17 protein-coding genes are annotated in these 21,513 nt (G+C 44.9%); 8 read left to right on the forward strand and 9 right to left on the reverse strand.

Annotation, left to right across the window (positions count from 1 at the left end; genetic code table 11):
- Positions 1 to 30 precede the first annotated feature (30 nt).
- The gene (locus tag OGH69_RS13445) at positions 31 to 855 is read left to right on the forward strand and encodes a hypothetical protein (RefSeq protein WP_265175002.1); all 825 of its coding nucleotides are present in this window, start codon (positions 31 to 33) and stop codon (positions 853 to 855) included.
- Positions 852 to 1,334: a hypothetical protein gene (locus OGH69_RS13450; protein ID WP_265175003.1), complete on the forward strand. Its 483-nt coding sequence runs from the start codon at positions 852 to 854 to the stop codon at positions 1,332 to 1,334. The genes OGH69_RS13445 and OGH69_RS13450 overlap by 4 nt, the downstream gene beginning before the upstream one ends.
- A gap of 70 nt (positions 1,335 to 1,404) precedes the next feature.
- Here OGH69_RS13450 and lepA read toward each other — a convergent pair whose 3' ends face one another.
- From lepA to OGH69_RS13470, 4 genes are all read right to left on the reverse strand, one after another.
- Complete coding sequence (gene lepA, locus OGH69_RS13455) at positions 1,405 to 3,201, reverse strand: translation elongation factor 4 (RefSeq protein ID WP_265175004.1); 1,797 nt, start codon at positions 3,199 to 3,201, stop codon at positions 1,405 to 1,407.
- Between the two features lie 407 nt (positions 3,202 to 3,608).
- On the reverse strand, positions 3,609 to 4,661 hold the full coding sequence (gene thiL / locus OGH69_RS13460; RefSeq protein ID WP_265175005.1) for a thiamine-phosphate kinase: 1,053 nt from the start codon (positions 4,659 to 4,661) through the stop codon (positions 3,609 to 3,611).
- Between the two features lie 130 nt (positions 4,662 to 4,791).
- On the reverse strand, positions 4,792 to 5,208 hold the full coding sequence (locus tag OGH69_RS13465) for a response regulator (RefSeq protein ID WP_265175006.1): 417 nt from the start codon (positions 5,206 to 5,208) through the stop codon (positions 4,792 to 4,794).
- Positions 5,209 to 5,243: 35 nt separating this feature from the next.
- Positions 5,244 to 6,095, reverse strand: coding sequence for a ChaN family lipoprotein (locus OGH69_RS13470; protein ID WP_265175007.1), 852 nt, complete (start codon positions 6,093 to 6,095; stop codon positions 5,244 to 5,246).
- Between the two features lie 210 nt (positions 6,096 to 6,305).
- On the opposite strand from OGH69_RS13470, the gene OGH69_RS13475 reads away from it, so the two are divergent.
- On the forward strand, positions 6,306 to 7,667 hold the full coding sequence (locus OGH69_RS13475) for a hydroxymethylglutaryl-CoA synthase family protein (protein ID WP_265175008.1): 1,362 nt from the start codon (positions 6,306 to 6,308) through the stop codon (positions 7,665 to 7,667).
- On the opposite strand, the gene OGH69_RS13480 is transcribed toward OGH69_RS13475, so the two are convergent.
- Positions 7,585 to 8,037, reverse strand: coding sequence for a hypothetical protein (locus OGH69_RS13480; RefSeq protein WP_265175009.1), 453 nt, complete (start codon positions 8,035 to 8,037; stop codon positions 7,585 to 7,587). The genes OGH69_RS13475 and OGH69_RS13480 overlap by 83 nt on opposite strands.
- 238 nt (positions 8,038 to 8,275) lie before the next feature.
- On the opposite strand from OGH69_RS13480, the gene OGH69_RS13485 reads away from it, so the two are divergent.
- From OGH69_RS13485 to OGH69_RS13500, 4 genes are all read left to right on the forward strand, one after another.
- On the forward strand, positions 8,276 to 9,568 hold the full coding sequence (locus OGH69_RS13485; RefSeq protein WP_265175010.1) for an aminopeptidase P family protein: 1,293 nt from the start codon (positions 8,276 to 8,278) through the stop codon (positions 9,566 to 9,568).
- A gap of 281 nt (positions 9,569 to 9,849) precedes the next feature.
- On the forward strand, positions 9,850 to 10,398 hold the full coding sequence (locus tag OGH69_RS13490; RefSeq protein WP_265175011.1) for a hypothetical protein: 549 nt from the start codon (positions 9,850 to 9,852) through the stop codon (positions 10,396 to 10,398).
- Between the two features lie 11 nt (positions 10,399 to 10,409).
- A complete protein-coding gene (locus tag OGH69_RS13495) occupies positions 10,410 to 10,937 on the forward strand; it encodes a hypothetical protein (protein WP_265175012.1) in 528 nt (175 codons plus the stop codon).
- Between the two features lie 146 nt (positions 10,938 to 11,083).
- Positions 11,084 to 11,866 (forward strand): alpha/beta fold hydrolase, encoded by a 783-nt coding sequence (locus OGH69_RS13500; protein WP_265175013.1) that lies wholly within the window; start codon positions 11,084 to 11,086, stop codon positions 11,864 to 11,866.
- Between the two features lie 141 nt (positions 11,867 to 12,007).
- On the opposite strand, the gene OGH69_RS13505 is transcribed toward OGH69_RS13500, so the two are convergent.
- The 4 genes from OGH69_RS13505 to OGH69_RS13520 all read right to left on the reverse strand — a co-directional run bounded on the left by OGH69_RS13505 (position 12,008) and on the right by OGH69_RS13520 (position 20,749).
- Positions 12,008 to 14,779: a PD-(D/E)XK nuclease family protein gene (locus tag OGH69_RS13505; RefSeq protein WP_265175014.1), complete on the reverse strand. Its 2,772-nt coding sequence runs from the start codon at positions 14,777 to 14,779 to the stop codon at positions 12,008 to 12,010.
- A 66-nt stretch (positions 14,780 to 14,845) separates the two neighbouring features.
- Entirely contained in the window at positions 14,846 to 16,231 is a 1,386-nt protein-coding gene (locus OGH69_RS13510) for an OmpA family protein (RefSeq protein WP_265175015.1), read from the reverse strand.
- Positions 16,232 to 16,340: 109 nt separating this feature from the next.
- Entirely contained in the window at positions 16,341 to 17,534 is a 1,194-nt protein-coding gene (kbl, locus tag OGH69_RS13515) for a glycine C-acetyltransferase (RefSeq protein ID WP_265175016.1), read from the reverse strand.
- 71 nt (positions 17,535 to 17,605) lie between these two features.
- Positions 17,606 to 20,749, reverse strand: a complete 3,144-nt coding sequence (locus OGH69_RS13520) for a UvrD-helicase domain-containing protein (RefSeq protein WP_265175017.1) — start codon at positions 20,747 to 20,749, stop codon at positions 17,606 to 17,608.
- Positions 20,750 to 20,869: 120 nt separating this feature from the next.
- Between OGH69_RS13520 and OGH69_RS13525 the strand changes: the two genes are divergently transcribed.
- Positions 20,870 to 21,478: a superoxide dismutase gene (locus OGH69_RS13525; protein ID WP_265175018.1), complete on the forward strand. Its 609-nt coding sequence runs from the start codon at positions 20,870 to 20,872 to the stop codon at positions 21,476 to 21,478.
- The last annotated feature ends 35 nt before the right edge of the window (positions 21,479 to 21,513 follow it).

Consider the following 21,513-nt stretch of genomic DNA (forward strand, 5'->3'; position numbering starts at 1 on the left):
ATAGAGATGGTCCATTTGGTAAACATATGGTTGGAATTATTCTCAGATTATGCAGCAAATGAAACGTATTTTATTATTTTTGTGATTGTGGAAGAACAAGGTTACATAGAGTTAAGGATTGATAATTTTTCAAAAACTTTATCTCCTAAAGATGTGGATATTAATGAAATTAAAAGCATTATATCTGACATCGAGGTTTTCCTATATCCAACCCGTGATGAGAGAAGATTGCGACCACAAATATCATACGACATCGAATCTGGCTCAGCAAAGCATCGTTTTTTTCTACCAATTTCAGCGGTAATTTTATTTAATGGTTTAACTTCAGAAATTGAAAAAAGGGAAACTCTAGATTTTTTAGACTACAAAAGACAAGCTGTTATTGATAAATTTCAACAGAAAGCGAATAGAGAAGGATATATAATTGAATTTAATAGTTCCTTATCAGAACGACCTACTTTAGTTATAGACACGAGTTCTAATTTCCATATAGTTTCACCACAATTCTATGAAAGTGAGTTTTATTTATATGGAGAAATCTATCAGGAAGGCGGTAAGAATCCTAATATACATATTACTACTTCGAAGCAAGGGAATTTAGCAATTTCTGCGACAAAAGAGCAAATTTTAGATGGCGAGAAGAAAACTTACAAGCCTTATGGAATAAAAGTTAGAGGAAAAAAAAACTTGGAAGATGGCAAGTTATATGATTTAAAGTTAATTGACTTTATTGAATATAAACCTATTTTTGACAGATCCTTGCTCGATAAGGTAATTAAGAAAGCGTCAGTAAATCTAAGCAAGATTAATAACCTAGATAAATGGATTGAGGATTTAAAAACTGATGGAATATGAGGAGCATTACAAATATTCTATTAGATAATTCTTTTGTTACACGTTTATTAAAGAGTGACGACCAATACCATCAAAATGTAGTTGAATATTATGAACATTTTTTACAGAATGGCATAATAATGTATCTATCTACAATTGTTGTGAGCGAGTATGCAGTTGCTGATAATCCTGACAATTTGTTAGCTTTAAAGTCATTTCAACTTTTAGAGTTTGACTACGGAGATGCTAAATTATCTGGCGAATATTTCGCATTCTTAAAAGATGATAATTCGCTTAGAGAAATTGAAGAGCGAAAAGTAATTATTAATGACTTGAAATTATTTTCTCAAATTCAAAATAGGAGTATTGATGCTTTTATAACAAAAGATCGAAAAGCTTTATCAAAAATGATTGAACCTTTAGCGGCTAATAAAGGGCTATCTTTTAAATATTTTGATCTCACTACACCTTTAAATGAAGTTTTAGGCAGATTGTTTTAAATAAAAAAACCCGTAACACTTCTGCTACGGGTCTCTCATCTATTATCTCTTATCTCAACGTCTAAAAAGACTAATCATTCAACTTCAGTACTGCCATAAAGGCCTCCTGCGGTATCTCTACGTTGCCCACCTGGCGCATGCGCTTCTTACCTTTTTTCTGCTTTTCGAGGAGCTTACGCTTACGCGAGATGTCCCCGCCGTAACACTTGGCGGTAACGTCCTTGCGGAGTGCTTTTATCGTTTCGCGAGAAATTACTTTTACACCAATCGCCGCCTGGATCGGGATGTCGAACTGCTGCCTCGGGATCAGCTCCCTCAGCTTTTCGCACATCTTCTTGCCGATGTTGTAAGCGTTGTCGGCATGGATCAGGGCTGATAGTGCATCTACCATCTGGCCGTTCAATAGTATGTCGACTTTCACAAGGTTCGACGTGCGCATCCCGATAGGATGGTAGTCAAACGACGCGTAGCCTTTAGACACCGTTTTCAGTCGGTCGTAGAAGTCAAATACGATCTCTGCCAGCGGCATGTCGAAGTTCAGCTCCACGCGCTCGGTAGTCAGGTACGTCTGGTTCGTGATGATGCCGCGCTTCTCGATGCACAGGCTCATTACGTTGCCCACGAAATCCGACTTGGTGATGATGGTCGCCTTGATGTATGGCTCCTCCACGTGGTCCAGCTTAGACGGTTCCGGAAGATCCGACGGGTTGTTTACGACCAATGCCTTTTCAGGCTCTTTTTTGGTATAAGCGAGGTACGACACGTTGGGCACCGTTGTGATCACCGTCATGTTGAACTCGCGCTCCAGGCGCTCCTGAATGATCTCCATGTGCAGCATGCCCAGGAACCCGCATCGGAACCCGAAGCCCAGTGCCGCAGAGCTTTCTGCCGCGAATACCAGTGAGGCATCGTTTAGCTGCAGTTTTTCCATTGAGTTGCGGAGCTCTTCGTAATCCTCAGTGTCCACAGGGTAAATACCCGCAAATACCATCGGCTTTACGTTCTCGAAGCCCTCGATCATGTTTGTAGTTGGGTTCTTGGCATCGGTAACGGTGTCGCCCACCTTTACCTCACGCGCTTCTTTTATACCGGAAATCAGGTAGCCTACGTCGCCGGCGCTAACCGATTGCTTCGGTACCTGGTTCAGTTTAAGTGTGCCGATCTCGTCGGCAAAATATTCCTTGCCTGTAGCCATGAATTTGATCTTCTGGCCTTTGGTGATCGATCCGTTGATAACCCTGAATATAACCTCGATCCCACGGAAAGGGTTGTACACCGAGTCAAATATCAATGCCTGCAATGGCTCCTCCGGGTTGCCTTTCGGTGCCGGAATGCGCTCTACGATGGCTTCCAATATCTTGTCTACGCCGAGGCCTGTCTTGCCACTTGCCGGGATGATGTCCTCAAGCTTACAGCCCAACAGGTCTACAATGTCGTCGCTCACCTCTTCAGGGTTGGCACTTGGCAGGTCGATCTTATTCAGTACAGGGATTATCTCAAGGTCGTTCTCCAGTGCCAGGTACAGGTTGGATATGGTTTGTGCCTGTATGCTCTGGGCGGCATCCACGATAAGCAGCGCGCCTTCGCAGGCGGCTATCGAACGGGATACCTCATAGGAGAAGTCCACGTGCCCGGGAGTGTCGATAAGGTTGAGGATGTACTGCTCGCCCTTGTACATGTACTCCATCTGGATGGCGTGGCTTTTTATGGTAATGCCGCGCTCGCGCTCCAGGTCCATGTTGTCGAGCAGCTGTGCCTGCGACTCGCGGGCGGTTACCGTTTGTGTGGCATCAAGCAGGCGGTCGGCCAGGGTGCTTTTTCCGTGGTCAATGTGCGCAATGATGCAAAAATTCCTGATATTCTTCATCTTCGTCAGTTATCATGTTATGCAGGTACGGCAAAATTTGGCGCGTTCCGTGCGGGCCTCCATAAAGGTAGCTAATTAATCGGCAAATATAGTTAAAGTTAGCAAGTAGTAAACAGGTAGGCCATAAAATAAAAGCAGTGCATAAAGGGGGCCTTATGCACTGCTTGCAGCATCAGTATTTTTAAAATTTATATTATAAATATGAGTTAGCCTGAGGGCATGGTTAACTAATATCAAACATTTTCTTAAAAATTCCTTTGCAAAGGAACACAATCTTTCTTAGAACAAAAACATCGACAATTGTTAAATTTTACAAAAAAAGTGTATTTTATGAACTACAACGTTTTAGTAATGCAAAAAGTTGATACCTAAAATTTTATGTGGTAATTGCAGGACGCAGAATGCCTTTATTGTTCTGCCTCAAGGGCGTTCCATCCCCTCGCTTTCAACGGTATTTTTGTATTGGCACGGGTAATTAAATGCATGCCTTCGGTTTCCTGCACCATGTGTCCAATGATGGTAAAGTTTGGGTTGCCTTTTATCTTTTCAAAATCTTCCATTTTGATGGTAAACAAAAGCTCATAATCTTCGCCTCCGTTTAGCGCCACGGTAGTTATGTCGATGTTGAATTCCTCACAGGTATTGATCAGCTGCGGATCTACCGGAATCTTTTCTTCATACAGGTTGCAGCCTACGCCGCTGTTTTTGCACAGGTGGATGATCTCCGACGAAAGCCCGTCCGAAATATCGATCATCGATGTTGGCTGGACCTCAAGGGCTTTGAGTATGTCATTAATATCCCTCCGTGCTTCGGGCTTGAGCTGTCGTTCTATGAGATAGCTGTAGGCATCCAGGTCGGGCTGGTTGTTCGGGTTCACCTGGAACACCTGTTTTTCGCGCTCCAGTACCTGAAGCCCCATATAGGCCGAGCCTACATCACCGGTCACAACAAGCAGGTCGGTGGTGCCTGCGCCCTTACGATAGATAATGTCGTTTTCCTCTGCTTCCCCTATTGCGGTAATGCTGAGTATCATACCTTTTGTCGACGATGTTGTGTCGCCGCCAACGATATCCACCCCATAGATCTTAGCCGCCAGCTTGATACCGTCGTACAACTCATCCAGAGCTTCGATGGGGAAACGGTTGGATACCGCAATGGAAACGGTAATTTGCGTGGGCCTGGCATTCATCGCGCAGATGTCGGAAAGGTTAACCACTACAGCTTTATAGCCCAGGTGCTTCAGTGGCATGTAAGCCAGGTCGAAATGCACCCCTTCAATGAGCAGGTCGGTAGAAACTACAGCTTTCTTGTCCTTAAAATCAAGTACGGCGGCGTCATCGCCAATGCCGGCTATAGTTGTAGGCTGGGTTATTTCAATATTTCGGGTAAGGTGTTCTATCAATCCGAATTCGCCCATTGCCGAAAGGCTGGTGCGCTGCTGGTTTTTGTCTTCGATCATTTATTTGAGGTGCTGAGGAGCTTAATGCCTTAGCTGCTGAGGTGCAAAGGTACGAAGATTGTGGCATAGGACAAAAGCAAAGAAGACTTCGGCAATCCGTATCGATGTGAGTAAAAATATATAGGGAATTCTACTCAGGCACTTTGGCTGCTTTCCAGTATTCAATAATTTTTTTGACAACGTCCTTATACGTATCGTAATCGTTAATCTTTGTAAAAAAGCCCTGTGCCGCTTTTTTATAGGCAGTGGTTATAGTTTCCGGATCGCTTGCGGTACTGAAAAAGATATACGGAACGGTCTTGTCGTGCAGGTCGGGGTCGGCCAGCACAAGGTCGCGCAATTCGTAGCCGCTCATCTTGGGCATATTGATATCTGAAAAGATAAGAAACGGAGCACTCTCAGGCCTTTTAAGGTATTCCATGACAAGCGTGCTGTCCGGCAGTATCACCACTTCATTGTTATAGCCCAAGTCATCAATTACTTCTTTCAGTATGTCGCCGTCTTCCTTGTCGTCTTCAATTATTATTATCTGCCCGTCTTTCTTCATAAAAAAATATATTTGGTAAATATACGCATTTACTGCTAAAAAGTTTTCGTCATGTCATCATCTACCACAATAATAAAATCGGCAAGGTTCAGGTAATCCTTTTCAAGCTTTGACACATCCTTTTGCGAAACGGCAGCAATGGTAACAACCTTAACGCCCGGTTTTGCTTTTTTCAGGTACCAGTTGATGCCCTCGAAATTATCACTGTGGTAGGTGCCGTTGTAGTGGATGAAAATTGTTCCCGGCTTCAGGTTTTGCGCTATGAACCAACCCATAGTGGCATCCTTTACCGCCTGTGCTTTGGGGAGGTTGTCACCTCCGTGGCCACCTGCCATTTCCAGCATTTTTACATAACCCGGCAGTGCAGCGTCATAGGCAATTGGCAACGGGGCGATCCAGCTTTTCTCTTCGGCAGTCAGGCCGTCCAGTGCTTCAAAACCGCCTTTATATACTTTGCTGGCATAGCGGCGCGGTATGTTGGTCGCAATAAACGGATAGTTCTTTTCCTTTGCAAAATCTACCAGTGGCTTGTAGTCGGTTTTGTGGTTGTTCCAAAGTCGCGCCACGGTGTCGAATGCTTTCTGGTCAATTTGCCCTTTAAGGTATTGGTCCAGCTGCTTTTGGTTGTCGCGCTCTATCATCTCGGCGCCAAGCACAAGGGGCCTGATTTCAGAAAGGTCTTTCGTAAGTTCCAGCTGCAGCCAGTGGATAAGGGAATTGTCGTGGTGTTCACCGAAAAGCACCACTTCGGTTTCGCCGGCAGCTTTCAGCAGTTTTTTATAGGTGGTTTTTTTACCGTCTTTATTGTAAAGCTGGTAGGGCTGCTTGTCCTGGGCCAGGGTTAATGCAGACATGAAAAATGCAGCAAGGAGTATGCGGAGTTTCATGGTGGAGTTATTTTGTAGTGCAAAAATAGGGAATATTGTCGACAACCGTAATGTAGAGACGCAGTGCCTGCGTCTCTACACCGAAAACCTGAGGAATATAAAATTTTAATCATTGTTTTTTTTATAATTCCTAAAAACATTGGTGGCATGCAAGTTCTTTGGTACTTTCCCGTTCATCCTTCATATTTTTACCTTTCAAAACAAACAGACATGACCTTTGGAATTGATGCCGTCGCCTTCGACGTGGCCCAACTGCACCTCCCGATAAAAACACTTGCCGAAGCCCGGGGCATCGAGCCTGAAAAGCTCGAAAAAGGGCTCGGCCTGCTTAAAATGACTTTACCCGACGTGCACCAGGATACCGTGGTATTTGCGGCTAATGCACTGACGAAGCTCATCACGCAAAACAATATCGACCTTAAAGAGATCGACCGCATATACGTTGGTACCGAGAGCGGGATAGACAGTTCCAAGCCCATTGGTTCGTTTCTCGTCTCGCTCATGGAGCAGAAATTCGGCGAGGGGGTGTTATCCCACTGCGACACGCTCGATATTACGTTTGCCTGCATCGGCGGGGTAGACGCCCTGCACACCTGCCTCGACTTCATACGCCTTAATCCGACAAAAAAAGCGATAGTGGTCACGACAGACATTGCCAAATACGACCTTGGATCCACCGGAGAGTACACGCAGGGAGCGGGTGCTTTGGCGATGCTCATTACCGCTGACCCGCGCATCATTGCATTTTCGGCCGAGGTTGCCGTAAGCACCAAAGGCGTATTCGACTTCTTCAAGCCCTACCGCACGGTTGCCAAGGGAGATATTACCGGAAATGGCGCTAACGAGCCGTGGTTTGATGTGCTGGAAGCCGAAATCGAGATACACAAGGACCAACCTGTATTCGACGGGCAGTATTCCAACCAATGCTATACCGACAGGACCAAAGAAGCTTATTTCCGTTTTAAGGAAATTACAAATACAACAGGCTCACTTTATGAAAGGTGGGAAGCGATCCTGATGCACCTCCCCTACGCTTTCCAGGGACGCAGGATGTTCCCCGAAATTTACGGGCTCGATGCTGAATCTACGCTGCTTACCGGAAGTGAGGAACCAACAGAATATCAATTAAAAATAAAGGAAATCGCCAAATCGGATGCGTACAGGAAGTTCGTAGCCGAACGCCTGCAATTTGCCGAGACTGCATCTTCGCTCATCGGGAACCTGTACACGGGATCGGTTTTCATGGGGCTGCTTTCAGCGTTAAGCCACTATGCGCAAAACGGCACTGAAATCTCAGGGAAGAAATTTGGGTTCCTGGCCTATGGCAGCGGCTCGAAATCGAAGGTGTTTGAAGGCACGGTACAGCCCGGCTGGAAGGATGCCATTGCCCAAACGCAGCTATTCCAGACATTAGCCGAAAGCCACGAAATCGGTTTTGAGACTTACCTGCAACTACATAAAAAAGAATTGAAAAACAGTTTACTTACCCCTAAAAACGAATGGTCGCTTCATCGCATTGAAAAGCAAGACCCGAATTTACTGGGTGCAAGATATTATGAGTGGGCGGAGTAAAGCCTAATTCTTCCTTAATTGACCTGACAGCTTCGTTAAGGTCATTGGTTGTTTTGATGTACATGCCGTTATTAGTCCCTTTAAAATAAGGCATGCCGTTTTTGGCGGTAACCAGCATCACCCGATCTACGTCAGCAGGCTGGCGGCCTTCGGCAAATTCGAGCAGCAGCACATTACCTTCGAGGTAATAGCGGCCACAGTAGTAGGAAGCATTAACTCCGAGAAAGTTCTCCCGAAATACAAACGTCCCGTTTTTCCTGAGCTTAAGCTTGTACAGCGCCATTTTATCCGATCGCTCCGCCACAAGCACGGTGCGTGAAAAACGGTTGAGAACATCGCCACTGCGAGCCATTCGGTCTTCCCGTGGCATCAGGGCGCAACTTGTGAGGGATAAGGTGATGAGAAAGAGAATGGCTATCTGTTTCATGACTAAGGTGTTGATGGGTAAATATATGCAAAATAATATTTGATGAATGTTATCTTTTTAGCATCAAATATTTCTGGCAAATTATACCCGGAACAAAGCCTTTTTTCTGCGCAATCTTCCTAACTCAATAAAATTTCGCAATAATCTCCTTATTTTTGATGTCCAAACAAAAAGCTACATCATGAAATACCACCAGATAGACAGCAGCCTTTTCATTAAGAACCGTAAAAAGTTCATGGCCGAAATGAAGCCGAAAAGCGTTGCTGTATTCAACTCTAACGACATTTACCCGATAAGTGCCGACAGCACCATGCCGTTCCAGCAGCACCGCGACATCTTTTACCTGAGCGGCGCCGACCAGGAGGAGAGCATCCTGCTGCTTTGCCCCGATGCACCATACGAGCACCTGCGCGAGATATTGTTCCTGCGTGAGACCAACGAGCATATTGCCGTTTGGGAAGGCGAAAAACTAACCAAGGCACGCGCCACCGAAGTATCGGGCATCAAAAACATCCAGTGGCTGAAAGATTTTGAAAAAACGCTTTTCGAGGTGATGACCTATTGCGATACCATCTACATCAATACTAACGAGCATTACCGCTCTGCCGTGGAAACACAGACGCGCGAGGACCGTTTCATCAAATGGTGGAAGGAAAAATACCCGGCGCACCAGGTCGCCAAAAGCAACCCGATATTACAGCGACTGCGCTCGGTTAAAGAGCAGGAGGAGCTGGACCTGATGCAGAATGCCTGCAACATTACCGAGAAAGGCTTCCGCCGCCTGCTTGGCTTTGTAAAGCCGGGCGTTTGGGAATACGAGATTGAGGCTGAGCTGATCCACGAATTCGTGCGCAACCGTTCCAAAGGGTTTGCCTACACGCCTATCATAGCTTCGGGTAATAACGCCAACGTACTGCACTACATCGAGAACAACCAGCAATGTAAGGACGGCGACCTTATCCTGCTCGACGTAGCCGCCGAATATGCCAACTATTCGTCCGACCTTAGCCGAACCATCCCGGTGTCGGGACGCTATACGCAAAGGCAGAAGGATGTGTACAACGCTGTACTCCGCGTAAAGAACGAAGCCACCAAAATGCTCGTTCCGGGCACATTATGGAAGCAGTACCATGTAGAAGTGGGTAAGGTGATGACATCAGAACTGCTTGGACTCGGCCTTATCGATAAAGCCGACGTGCAGAACGAAGACCCTGCATGGCCGGCGTATAAAAAATACTTTATGCACGGCACCTCGCACCACCTGGGACTCGACACGCACGACTATGGCCTGCTTGCCGAGCCGATGCAAGCCAATATGGTGTTTACCGTAGAGCCGGGCATCTATATCCCTGCCGAAGGTTTCGGCATACGCCTTGAAGATAACGTGGTGGTACAAGCCAGTGGTGAGCCATTCAACCTGATGAAAAATATTCCTATCGAGGTAGAGGAGATTGAGAGTTTGATGAATTCTTAGTTCGAAAGTTTCAAGTTTAAGGTTTAAAGTTGCTTACTCCTGCCGAATAATTTAGGCAGCCTATTTTTTAATGTAACATGAATGCAATCGTAACAAACTCAAAACCAACAACTACAACGTTTTATCCATTCACCAAATTAATAAGTCATTTTATCGAAAATAAATCATAAATCATAATTTACATAACATAATTTTATAAGTTTAATACATCAAACATTGGCCAATTGTTTTTTCGTAAAGCCGAAAACGATAAGTAGGCTCAACCAATAATTTATTATATTATGAAAAAGCTATTAATAAGCATTTTTGCATTTGGTGTACTTTCTTTACTACTCTACAATTGCTCAGACAGTTCAGACGAATCTTCAACTTCATCCATTGAAGCTTCTAAATTCAGAAAAGCTGGCGATCCAATTATTATTGGATATGTTGATTCAGGCTCTAACTATGTTGTTTATACAGACAGTGTGCGATATATAAAACAGCAATGGGAAACAAATTACAATACCACAATTACAGATTTCTCAATTGAGAAAACTAAAACTGTAGCAAGTCCTGAAGATCCAAACGACCAAGGTGGTAATGATGTATTCCTGATTGTTGCAAAAACTTCAGGCGGCTACAGAATAGCAATGGCAATTTCTAAACCATCGAATAACTTTCTTGCTCCTGCGGACCCAACATTTAGTGTTGCGTGCAGCGGCTGTCCTCAAGGTTGCAATATAGAACCTTATGGGGGAAACGGAAGACTAAAATACAGGTGTGCTGACCCGTGTTCAACTTGCACGAAAACTGAGACGCTAACTAATGCTCCTACGCCAACTAATTAAAACTTTCTATAATGTCATTAAATCTGCTAATATTTATTCTCTTATCACAATCTTGTTTTTACGGACCCAAAGGCTTAACATTGACTCAGTTGGAACAAGGACATAAAATAGGTTTTGTGAAAAATAAAGAAAATATTATATCAATCGACTCAATCAAGTTCAAGGAGCAGTGGGAAAAAATATTGCCTTTGCCGGATGTGAAGTTGGATAAAATTGAAATTCGCAGGGGATTTACCAAGGGTGAAAGAGAAGAGGAGTTTTATATGCTAATGGCTTATGATTATGAAAGTAAGCTAAAAACTGCAAGATGGCTAATAAAAAAAGATGGTAGTTTCTATTTTTATAAAAGCCCTGTTGACGAAAGCAATCTTAACCATCCTTTTTTTCGAACATATTTTACTTGCTATGGAGATTCAGGGGATTGCAATCCACATGTATTTATAATAGATAATCGCTACTATTGGACATCTACAGAAAAATTTTATTGTGACCCCAATAGTCCGTGTAAAAGCTCTTCAATATTTTTTCCTGACGAATAAAGTTTTAAATCAATCTAAACAGCCTGCACATTGCAGGCTGTTTTTTGTTTATTATAACACACAAAATCTCCAATAACTTTTATTTTTGTCACGATGATAATGTTTTTCCACAATAGCGAGCAACCCTGAACCCCAAACCCCGAACTATGAACCAAATAAACTATAAAAATATCGACATCGCTTACTCGGATACCGGCAAAGGTACTGCCATTGTATTGCTGCACGGCTTTTTGGAGAACAGCACCATGTGGCACTATTTTGCGGGAGAGTTTGCTAAGAAGTACCGGGTAATTACTGTCGACCTGCTGGGGCACGGGCAAACCGGGTGTTTAGGCTACATCCACACCATGGAGGATATGGCCGATGCCATTCATGCCGTGCTGCACGAGCTGCGCATCCGTAAGGCGGTATTCATGGGGCATTCGATGGGCGGGTATGTGGCTTTGGCCTTCGCCGAATTATACCCCGACATGGTTAAGGGCATCGTATTGCAAAACTCCACCTCCCTGGCCGATAGCGATGAGCGTAAAAAGAATCGTGACCGTGCCATAAAAGCGGTAAAGCAAAACTACACAGCCTTTATAAGGATGTCTATTACCAACCTTTTCAGTGAGGATAACCGCGAACAATTTGCCGCCGAAATCGAAACGTTACGCACAGAAGCCCTCAAAACACCTTTGCAGGGCATTGTTGCCGCGCTTGAGGGTATGAAAGTCCGCAAGGATCGTGAGGTCATATTGCACTTTGCCCCCTATCCTATCCTGCTGGTATTGGGTAAACAGGACCAAAGCCTGGTGTATGATGAGCATGCCGGCCAGGCAGAGGGTACTGATGTAAAGTTCGTGACGTATCCGCACGGTCACATGAGCCACATTGAAAGCCGGGATGAACTGCTGAAAGAAGTTTTGGAGTTTTTTAAAAATTGCTAGTTATTTTCCGTTCAGCGTCATTGCGATCGCAGTTTACGGAGCGTGGCAATCTATATTCGCTTGTAATTAGTATGATATATTGAAAGATCGCTTCGTCGTTCCTCCTCGCGATGACAGGGCCGGAAACTGTGACCGAAAAATCTAAACCTTCTCCACAAAATCAATTTCCTGATCTAAAATTTCATTAATCAACCCGACCAACTGCGTTTTGAATTCCTCCAGCAGCTCACTATCCACCACATCCCTTTCCGGCGCCGACCTGTCATAACCGTCTTTGAATCCAAAGCTCATGAAACCGTTTTTCATATTTTTAAACGATATGATGCCTGCTTCGGTTTCGAGCCCGCCTGCAAGCTCTTCGTACATAAAAACGTATGTGAGCAACTGGATAACCTTTTCATTCTTTATATCTCCTGTGAGGCCTTCCCAGGCTTTTAGTGTAAGGTCACGCTTCTCTACTTTGCCCGTTTTATAATCCACAATGCGCAGCCTGCCGTTGCGCTGTTCTATACGGTCAATGTTACCGGAAATAAGGACAGGATAAGGCAGCCGGTCATCGTTCAGCCAGCGTTCGTATCGATGTTCCAATGCCAATACCTTTACAGCATCGCCATTGATTAATCCGTTCTTTTCCTGCTTCAGGAAATTGTGCACGTTGCGCTTGGCCACCTCAAAAGCCAGCAGGTTGCGCCCCTTGCGTATCTCACCTTCCTTATACACTTTCCTGAACTGCACCATCACCTCATCATCGGCAAGGGCTGCCATGTTATCTACATCATTTACCGAAAGGAATTTATTGAGGTAAGGCTTGTACAATTCTTCCAAAGCCCCATGGATAATGGTGCCCAGGGTATTCAGGGCAATGCTCTCCTCTACTTCTTCCGTTTCGCGGATGCGCAGTATTCGTTGGTAGTAGAACTGTATCGGGTTGCGGATATACCCGGTCAGCGCAGATGGCGAAAAGCCTTTGTCCGTGGCTATTTCTTTTAGCCTGTCCATTACCTTTTGGGTCTTGGGCACCGTCATGGGCGTGTAGGCCTTATCGGGCAGGTAAGCGTTATAGATTACGCTCTCAAGGTTGTGCGCAGGCTGCTTCTCTATTTCGAGCTGGGTCAGGAAACGGCTGCGCTCACCGGCATCAAGCCCCTCGCTTTCGGTATTGTAAAGCAGGTAAATGTTCTTGGCCCGCAGCAGCAGGTGGTAAAAGTGGTAGCTGTATATGGCATCCTTTTCCTTGTAGGTGGGCAGGCCCAACTCGCGCTTTACATCATAAGGAATAAAAGAATTCTGCACCTTGCCGGTTGGAAATTTGCCCTCATTGACCGATGTGATGATCACGTTGTCAAAATCGAGCACGCGGCTTTCCAGCACCCCCATGATCTGTAGTCCCGAAAGCGGCTCCCCCTCAAACGAAACCTCAGCCAGCTCTATAACCTGCTTGTATATGGAATGCAGCACCGCAATGTTGTCCATCCCGGGGTGTGCCTCATAATAATTGATAAGCTTATTGATAACCTTGAAAATCGAGTAAAGAAACGCCTTAGTGATTTTATCCTCTTCTTCATCGGTGCCAAGGAACGATTTTATCATCAGCAAAAGCTGTGACAGCCTTTCCAGTATCTGCCCGGCATTGTTTTCCCACCGCTCAAAAAGCAAGCTGAAGAATGGTGTGTGCTCACCCTGTATCTCGAACAGTTTTGCAAGCGAAAAGAAAGTAAAGTTATTGCGGTTTATAATGTCGACAAGCTTGTCAGCGCCTACATACGGTTCGACCAACGGGTGCGTGAGTATGTCAAGCACTTCGCGGTAGTACAGCGTGTAACTCTTCTCGCTCCTGCCAAGGGAATTGGTGTGCAGCTTGAAGAGCTTTTGGATCAATATCTGTGCAGGGTTGTTGCGGCTGCTATAGCCCATAGTGATGTTCAGGCTGCCCACACTTGCAGGGAGGCTGTACAAAACAGGTATCAACAAATTTTCCTCGCCTAATACCAAAGCCGTTTTGTCGAGGGTTTGGCCGCCGCGCTGTATCTGCTCGATGATTTCGCCCGCAATTTTGGCCTGCCCCACAGTTTTAGGCGTACCGATGATCTTTATGTTCTTGGATTGGCTGAATTCGTCCACGATCCACTCAAACGGATGTGTAGTGTACTGTTTCCATTCCTTTTGGAAACGGCGAATAAATAGTCCTGCATCGTGATAAGGGTCATTAAGGAATGCATGATCGATATCCCAATATACCCTTGCCTGCTCTACAGAAAGCAGGTGCTGTATGATTTTTTCCTCTGCGGCATTCAACGCGTTGAACCCTGCAAACACCAACTGCTCCTTTTTGAACGCATTCGAAAAATGGTTGATATTGCCCACTGCCTCACGATAGATGAGCCCTTGGTAGCCCACACCCTTTTCGAGCAGATGCTTATACAGCGCATCGTAATACAAAGGGAGCTGTTTCCAAAATTCCAGGTAGTTAGCGATCATCGTGGTGCGCTTGTTCACATCTACGGCCCAGTGTTCTATTTCCTGTATGTTCTCAAGATATGTTAACACATATTTGGGGTCTAGCAGGTAGCGGTCAATCTCATTGAAATCCTGAAGCAGGGTCTTAGCCCAGTTGGCATAGGTTTCAAAAGGCTGTTGCTTGTCTTTAGGGGTGAGTCCGAGGTAAATATTATAAAACTCAAAAAGCAGTTCTATGGCATCAATAGAGCGTATGCCTGCAACGTCCTGTATAAAATCTTCAATACTTACGATCTCAGGGGCAAAAATGGTTCCGTCCAATTTGCGCTTCAGGGCCTCGATAAGGAAAACCTTTGCCCTTTTATTGGGCAAGACAATAACAATATTAGATAGCGAACCGCCGTAATTGGCTGTGAGTTCGGTGCTGAGCTTATCAAGAAAGGTTGCATCTGCCATGCTATAAAAATAAAAAAACGTCCCGATAGTATCGGGACGCCTTTCATTTATTTTGGTTATATAAACTTATTCTTTGATAAGCTTTATTTCAACCCTCCTGTTTTGGGCTTTGCCCGCAGCAGTTTTGTTAGTTGCAATTGGCTTAGTTTCGCCATAACCTGTAGACATTAGCCTGTCTGAAGCGATACCGCCTTCGATAAGGAAGTTCCTTACAGCAGCAGCCCTGTTTTCAGAAAGCGTTTGGTTAAGTGCGTTGCTGCCATCGCTGTCAGTGTGCCCTTCTACGCTGAATTTAGCTTGTGGATACTCTTTGAAGATAGCAAGCATAGAGTTAAGAACCGGCATAGTTTCTTCTTTGAAAGTAGCTTTACCACTGTTGAACAGGATAGTCCTTGCAAATTCGTTCAGACGCTTGATTACTTCTTCAGTAACTTCAGGACAACCACGGTTTGCAGCAGTACCTTTCACGTTAGGACATAGATCATCTTTGTCAAGTACACCGTCGCCATCTGTATCTGGCCATGGGCATCCGCCATTTTCTTTAGGACCGGCAACTTCAGGACATTTGTCATCTTTATCGGCAATGCCATCGCTATCGCCATCAGGACATCCCTGGAATTGAGACAGACCTGCTACATCCGGACAAGCGTCATCTTTGTCAGCTATACCGTCACCATCGCGGTCAGGACATCCCTGGAATTCAGGAAGGCCGGCTTCTTGCGGACAAGCATCGTCTTTATCAGGAATACCATCGCCATCAGTATCAGGACATCCCTGGAATTTCTCAAGGCCTGGTTCTTCCGGACAAGCATCGTCTTTATCATAAATACCGTCACCATCAGTATCTTTACCGCCAAATTTGAAGGTAAGACCTGCAAAGTGCTGTATATGCCTTGGCACGTTAGCTTCAGCCTGGTCTTCAAACGTGTGCTTGTAAGTAGACTGTAGTGTAAGGGCAACGTTTTCTGAGAACCAGAAGTTAATACCAACACCACCGTTTACAGTACCATTACCCATGTCATCAATCCATGTGTAACCACCACCTACGTGAACGAATGGATTAAACCAGCTTTTTTGCAGGAAACCATACTTGATCATACCGTCAACACCATAATAAGTAAGGTTGTCAACGTCAGTCCTGATATAGTCCTGCGTACCCGGGGTACGTGTAACTATCTTGTCGATTTTGTTTACAGATCCTGTAAGTCCAAATGAGAAGCCATCACCAACGTGCCTTGACACGTTAATGTAAGATATTGACGGAAGGATGTTCCAGTCATCAAATTGGAAATACTGGCTGAACTGGTCGCCGAATTCTGACGCAGCACCAAAGCGGGTATTTACCGCGTTGACACCGAATGAGATTGCCCAAGGGTTGTCTTCGTCCTGCGCCTGGGCATTAAGTCCCAGAACCATTAGTGCAGCGACAAATAGTTTGTTAAGATGTCTCATACTTTTTTGTTTTAATTACGAAAGGTTATATGTGACAAAATTACAGTGTTAAAACAACACAGCAAAACGTTTTATTAATAATTATCCTACCTTTTTGCCCAAATTGTAGTTAAATCAGTGTTAAAGCTTTGCCAACTTCAGTAAATGCATTAATGGCCTTATCCAAATGTTCCTGCGTATGTGCTGCCGAAAGCTGTACCCTTATCCTCGCTTTGCCCTTGGGAACCACCGGAAAGAAAAATCCTATCACATAGATTCCCTTCTCCAATAGCGCATCAGCCATTTGCTGCGAAAGCTTAGCATCATACAGCATTACCGGAACTATGGCCGAATCGCCGTCAATGATATCGAAGCCTGCTTTTTTCATACCGTCCTTAAAATAGTTGGTATTCCATTCCAGTTTATCGCGGAGGGCAGTGTCTTTTTTAAGAAGCTCGAACACTTTAATTGAAGCGCCCACGATTGAAGGCGCGAGTGAATTCGAGAAAAGATATGGTCGGGAGCGCTGCCTTAGTATTTCAATGATTTCTTTTTTACCGGTTGTATAGCCGCCCATGGCACCTCCAAGCGCTTTGCCCAGTGTACCGGTTATGATGTCTACCCTGCCCATAACCCTCTTAGCCTCCAGTGTACCTTTGCCCGTTTCGCCAATAAAGCCGGCTGCATGGCATTCATCCACCATAACAAGGGCATCGTATTTATCGGCCAGGTCGCATATTTTGTCCAATGGGGCAACAAGGCCATCCATGGAGAATACACCATCGGTCACAATGATCTTGAAGCGCCTGCCTTCTGCATTGGCTTTTATCAGCTGCTCCTCCAGTTCCTGCATGTTGCTGTTCTCATAGCGATAGCGTGCGGCCTTGCACAGGCGAACCCCATCAATGATTGATGCATGGTTCAGGCTGTCAGAAATGATTGCATCCTCTTCACCAAGCAAAGGCTCGAACACACCTCCATTAGCATCAAAAGCAGCCGCATATAAAATGGTATCCTCTGTACCGTAAAAATCAGCAATCGCCTTTTCCAGGTTTTTATGGATATCCTGGGTACCGCAGATAAAGCGCACCGATGACATACCAAAGCCATGAGTGTCAAGTGCATCTTTTGCCGCCTGTATCACCTCCGGATGCGATGAGAGCCCCAGGTAGTTGTTCGCACAAAAGTTAAGCACTTTCTGGCCGTTGTCAAGTGTAATTTCCGCTCCTTGCGGCGACGCAATAATACGTTCTTTTTTATACAACCCGTTCTCCTTTATTGATTCGAGCTCGGCTGCTAAATGTTGTTTGATTTTTCCGTACATTTTTAGTCTGTTGTTTATTAAACCTGCAAGCACAAGGTTATTGCAAATATATTATAATTTACTATTTTCTATTACGGAATTTCCATAATTGTGACCCCGTTTCCAATATAAACTAATGATTTTTTAACCACAATCAATCCCATTGCCTCAAGAGCTTTTTGGTAATCGGACAATTGCCTCTCATATTTTGGCAAATGTGTACCGGTTTTATAATCCAGGAGCCATGCTTTACCATCCTTTACCGCTACCCTGTCCGGTTTAATGGTAGCCAGGCCATTGGCAATAATGCTTTGCTCGCCAAATATGGCCATGCCTTCTGCAAAGAAATCTGCAAGTTGCGGGTGGCTAATGACTTCTTTAAGGATTGCCTCAACATCCTCCGATTGCGAATGTACAATCAGGCCGTTCTCAATCGCCTTCATGATTGCAAGGGGGATATCATGGGCCGTTTTTACGAATGATAATATTTCGTGCATCACGTTACCAAACTCGATTGCCTTTAACTGCTTTGTCCCCCACATAAGCGATTCGCGTTGTGCTATCTTTACGGCACGCGGGTTAAACCGTTCCTTCACTACCTGAATGGTTTGCTGCGGCCTGTTGTGGCTTTCCCTGTCCGATAATTTTCCCGGATGGCCGAATTCATATTCCGCTTTTTGGTTTTCAAATAAGCCTTTTTCCATCAGGTACCTTATAAAGTAAGACGACATATTGTTGGTCAGTTCTCCTTTTGCCGTAAAATTCCTGTTGGAAATGATATAAAGTTGCTCCTCCGCACGGGTGAGCGCCACATATAATATGTTGATATTGTCAAGCAGTTCCTCCTGCGATTTCATAAAATACATTTCTGCCGCCTTTTCACCATATTCGGCGACGGCCCTGCTGCTGTCAATGAGCGCTTTTTGGAATTCAAAAGTTTCATCATCCAGTTCGAGCCACAACTTGTCGCGGCGGGAACGCGCATAATCTTCCTCGGCAAATGGAAAAATGACCACGGGAAATTCCAGCCCTTTCGATTTATGTATTGTCATGATGCGAACTGCATCATTGCCTTCCGGCGAAGGGATGCTGAATTTGGAACCGTTATTGTCCCAGTATTCCAGAAAATCACCAATGCCTGATTGCGTGCGGATATCCCTTTCCAGTACCAGGTCGAGGAAATACTGCACATAGCTCTGGTTGCTCTTATCCTTGATAAACGCATCCACAATCGTTTCCACTGCTTCATACAGCGATCGCTTCCTGCAATTTTTAAAGGAGATATGTATATCATGCCTGCCAAGCCAAATTTGCAGCGCTTCCTCGTCAGGCTGCTCCATCCCCTCGGCGATGAAGTCGTGGACAGCCAGGCCATCGTTTTGTGTGCTTGCTGCAAAATACAGGAACTGCGCCTTCGCTTCAATGTTGGCATTGCTTTTCAGGTAACGCAGCAGGCTGATGATGAGCTTTACCTCTGTGGCATTTTCTATAAGAAGCGTTTCCGACGATAATATCGGTATCGCATTTTCGGTAAGGTAATTGGCCAGTAATACACCGGGCTGCCTTTTCCTGGTGAGCAGCACGATATCTTTATATTGGAATCCTTTTTCGCGAAGGTTTTGGATGGTTGCCAGTGTGGCCTGAAGGTAAAGTTCCTCTTTGCTTACCTCATCTTCCAAATCGTCCTGCTGTATTTCGGGCAGGAAAGAGATATTAACATAACCGCCTTTTTTTGTGTTATGTTCCTGCCTGCTTGTAGCATACATTGCCTTGTAATCTTCATTCTCAAATTCTTCCGAGAGGAAACCAAAAAACTCATTGTTGAAGTTTATTACTTCACTATAGCTGCGGTAATTGGTATCTAATGGTATTGTTTTTCTATCTGGATTAGAAAATGGGTTGTAACCATTAACCAAATTTATAAATTGTTCTGCTTTGCCTCCACGCCAGCGGTAAATAGACTGCTTCGGATCTCCTACTATCATTAATGAACCCTTAACACCCTGAAGATCTTCTGAAGCAAGAACATCTTTAATGAGTGGGATTAGATTATGCCACTGCATTTGAGAGGTATCCTGGAACTCATCAATAAAAAAGTGCCTGTACCTCTCACCAAGCCTTTCATAAATGAATGGCGCGGGCTGGCTTTGTATCTCTTTATGGATGATGGCGTTGAACTCCGATATTGAAAGGACGTTCTGTTCCTTCTGGATGCGCTCCAGCTCCTGCCCGATAGAGTTGAGCAGCGAGAGCGGTGTGATGTTCTTTAAAAAAGCATGGTAAAAATTGCGTTTCTCATAGTTCTTATAAGCGTTTGCCAAAAGCGCCAGCAGCCGGGGCAACAGCGCCTCTATTGCATCACGGTCTTTTGCAGATTTGTTTATCTGTACATCTTCGGGGGAGTGGAATTTTTTATGCGAACTGCTCAAAGTCCCTTCTTTAATGTACCCAATGTGGTTAGGGAATGTACCGCGGGAAAACGATGCCGGGTCAATACCGCTGACTTCGAGGAGTTCGCCCAGTTCCGTACCTATGTTTTTACATTCCAGTTCCAGAGATGCAATGGTTTGCCTGAGCTTTTCGCGGATAAAAATAAACTCTTCTATCGACTTGTCCTTAAATTGGTGCAGCTCATTGCGATTGTTCTCATCAATAAGCAATTTGCCGGTATCGAACAGTTCACGGGTAACGTCCCAGCTCTTGTCGTTGTCTGTTTTATCCAATGAAAAATCAACAAGCAGCGAGGTAAGCACATCGTTCTCGCCTGCCTTGGCTATGATGGCATCAACCGCCTCCTGCAGCAGCATATCTGTTTCGAGCGATACGTCAAATGACAACGGCAGGTTCAGGTCATGGGCAAACGCCCGGATCACTTTGTGCGTAAAACGGTCGATGGTAGATATATCAAACGATGCGTAGTTGTGTATGATGTTTTTAATGATGGAGCGCGCTTTGTCATGGATGGTGGCAATCGATAGTGAAGTTTCTGCAGACAGCGCTTTCATGAGCTCGTAAGCCCCAACAGGAGGCTCCTCCTTTGCAAAATCAGAAAGGTTCTGGATAATGCGGCCTTTCATCTCCTCTACAGCCTTGTTCGTAAAAGTTATAGCTAATATTTTGCGATAGGCATCATCAGCAGGCGCCTGCAGCAATATGCGCAGGTATTCTTTGACGAGCATGTAAGTTTTGCCCGAGCCCGCCGAGGCATTATATATGGAAAAAGCCGTTTGAGCCACTTAAAATGAAGTGTTTATCATTACATTAACTAAATTATCACAAATTCTTATTTTGTGAGAAGCTATAAATCTGTAAATTTGGATTTAAAATTAGTACTAATCTTTTAAATATACCATCTTATGGCATTTGAATTACCTAAACTTCCCTACGCATACGATGCCCTGGAGCCGCACATAGATGCCCGCACCATGGAAATTCACCATACAAAGCACCACAATGCTTATACTACTAACCTGAATGCCGCCATCGAAGGTACCGACCTTTCCGGCAAAACCATCGAGAACATCCTTATCAATCTTGATATGTCGAATAAGCCCGTAAGGAATAACGGCGGCGGGTTCTATAACCACAACCTGTTCTGGACGATACTTTCTCCGAAAGGCGGTGGGGAGCCAACTGGCGAGCTGGAGGAAGCGATCGACAAAGCGTTCGGTTCGTTTGAAGAATTCAAGGCAAAATTCGCGAAGGCGGCAGCTACGCAGTTTGGATCCGGATGGGCATGGCTTTGCGTACACAAAGGCGGCAAGCTGGACATTTGTGCAACACCTAACCAGGATAACCCACTGATGCCGGAAGTTGGCTGTGGCGGGACACCTATACTTGGCCTTGACGTATGGGAGCATGCTTACTACCTGAATTACCAAAACAGGAGGCCTGATTATATCGAGGCTTTCTTTAATGTGGTAAACTGGGAAGAAGTAGCAAGGCGATTTGCCATAGAAAAATAGTCTTTTAATTTATATATCAAAACGGGTTCCGGAAG

The sequence above is a fragment of the Flavobacterium sp. MFBS3-15 genome, assembly GCF_026107645.2.
Classification (GTDB): Bacteria; Bacteroidota; Bacteroidia; order Flavobacteriales; family Flavobacteriaceae; genus Flavobacterium.

Bases quoted from the DNA above. Each gene is read 5' to 3' on its own strand.
- OGH69_RS13450 (WP_265175003.1), top strand. From the start codon at position 852: ATGAGGAGCATTACAAATATTCTATTAGATAATTCTTTTGTTACACGT.
- lepA (WP_265175004.1), bottom strand. From the start codon at position 3,201: ATGAAGAATATCAGGAATTTTTGCATCATTGCGCACATTGACCACGGA.
- thiL (WP_265175005.1), bottom strand. From the start codon at position 4,661: ATGATCGAAGACAAAAACCAGCAGCGCACCAGCCTTTCGGCAATGGGC.
- OGH69_RS13465 (WP_265175006.1), bottom strand. From the start codon at position 5,208: ATGAAGAAAGACGGGCAGATAATAATAATTGAAGACGACAAGGAAGAC.
- OGH69_RS13470 (WP_265175007.1), bottom strand. From the start codon at position 6,095: ATGAAACTCCGCATACTCCTTGCTGCATTTTTCATGTCTGCATTAACC.
- OGH69_RS13475 (WP_265175008.1), top strand. From the start codon at position 6,306: ATGACCTTTGGAATTGATGCCGTCGCCTTCGACGTGGCCCAACTGCAC.
- OGH69_RS13480 (WP_265175009.1), bottom strand. From the start codon at position 8,037: ATGCCACGGGAAGACCGAATGGCTCGCAGTGGCGATGTTCTCAACCGT.
- OGH69_RS13485 (WP_265175010.1), top strand. From the start codon at position 8,276: ATGAAATACCACCAGATAGACAGCAGCCTTTTCATTAAGAACCGTAAA.
- OGH69_RS13490 (WP_265175011.1), top strand. From the start codon at position 9,850: ATGAAAAAGCTATTAATAAGCATTTTTGCATTTGGTGTACTTTCTTTA.
- OGH69_RS13495 (WP_265175012.1), top strand. From the start codon at position 10,410: ATGTCATTAAATCTGCTAATATTTATTCTCTTATCACAATCTTGTTTT.
- OGH69_RS13500 (WP_265175013.1), top strand. From the start codon at position 11,084: ATGAACCAAATAAACTATAAAAATATCGACATCGCTTACTCGGATACC.
- OGH69_RS13505 (WP_265175014.1), bottom strand. From the start codon at position 14,779: ATGGCAGATGCAACCTTTCTTGATAAGCTCAGCACCGAACTCACAGCC.
- OGH69_RS13510 (WP_265175015.1), bottom strand. From the start codon at position 16,231: ATGAGACATCTTAACAAACTATTTGTCGCTGCACTAATGGTTCTGGGA.
- kbl (WP_265175016.1), bottom strand. From the start codon at position 17,534: ATGTACGGAAAAATCAAACAACATTTAGCAGCCGAGCTCGAATCAATA.
- OGH69_RS13525 (WP_265175018.1), top strand. From the start codon at position 20,870: ATGGCATTTGAATTACCTAAACTTCCCTACGCATACGATGCCCTGGAG.